At 66.0% G+C, this 729-nt stretch carries 1 protein-coding gene; it reads left to right on the forward strand.

What is annotated here, in order from left to right:
- Positions 1-12: 12 nt before the first annotated feature.
- Positions 13-729: PAS-domain containing protein (locus AC1DWF_RS34220; protein ID WP_476842930.1), on the forward strand; the 717-nt coding region annotated here is incomplete at its 3' end.

Below are 729 nucleotides of genomic sequence, written 5' to 3' on the forward strand. Positions count from 1 at the left end.
CGCGAGGACGGCATGTTCGTCATCAGCGTCCGCGACGTGACGGAGCTGAAGGAGGCGCAGCTCGCCCTGGAGCGTGAGCAGGAGAAGCTTCGCCTCGTCGTGGACAACATGTCCGACGGCGTGATGCTCTTCGATCCCGAGATGCGCTGGCGCATGCTCAGCCGTCCCCTGATGAAGTTCCTCGACCTGCCCGAGGAGTTCTACAAGCTCGGCACGAAGGCCCGCGACGTCATCGGCTGGCAGATGAAGCGCGGCGATTTCGGCCCGCCCCCCGAGGATCCGGAAGAGTTCGAGGAGGCGCTGGATTCGCGCATAGCCAACCTCCGCCAGTCCGGCGGCGCGCAGTACATCCGCAAGACCCATGCGGGCTACTGGCTCGACGTGCGCATGCAGCACCTGCCCAATGGCGGCATGCTCGCCTTCTACCGCGACGTGACGCGCCTGAAGCAGCAGGAGGAGCAGACCGAGGCCGAGCGTTCGCTGCTGCGCGAGGTGATGAACAGCATGCAGGAGATGATCGTCCTGCTCGATCCCGAGGCGCGGATCATCCTGTCCAATGGCTGGGGCCGGAACCTGCTGGATCTGCCGGAGGCGCTGGTGCAGCCCGGCGCCATGATGTCCGACGCCATGGCGCACATGTACCGCCGCGGGGATTTCGGCTTCGATGTGACTGAGGAGCAGGTCGTGCAGGGCCGGGTGAATTCGGTCCTCAGCGGCCCGGTCCACCTC

It is taken from the genome of Aminobacter sp. P4_D5, assembly GCF_056401815.1.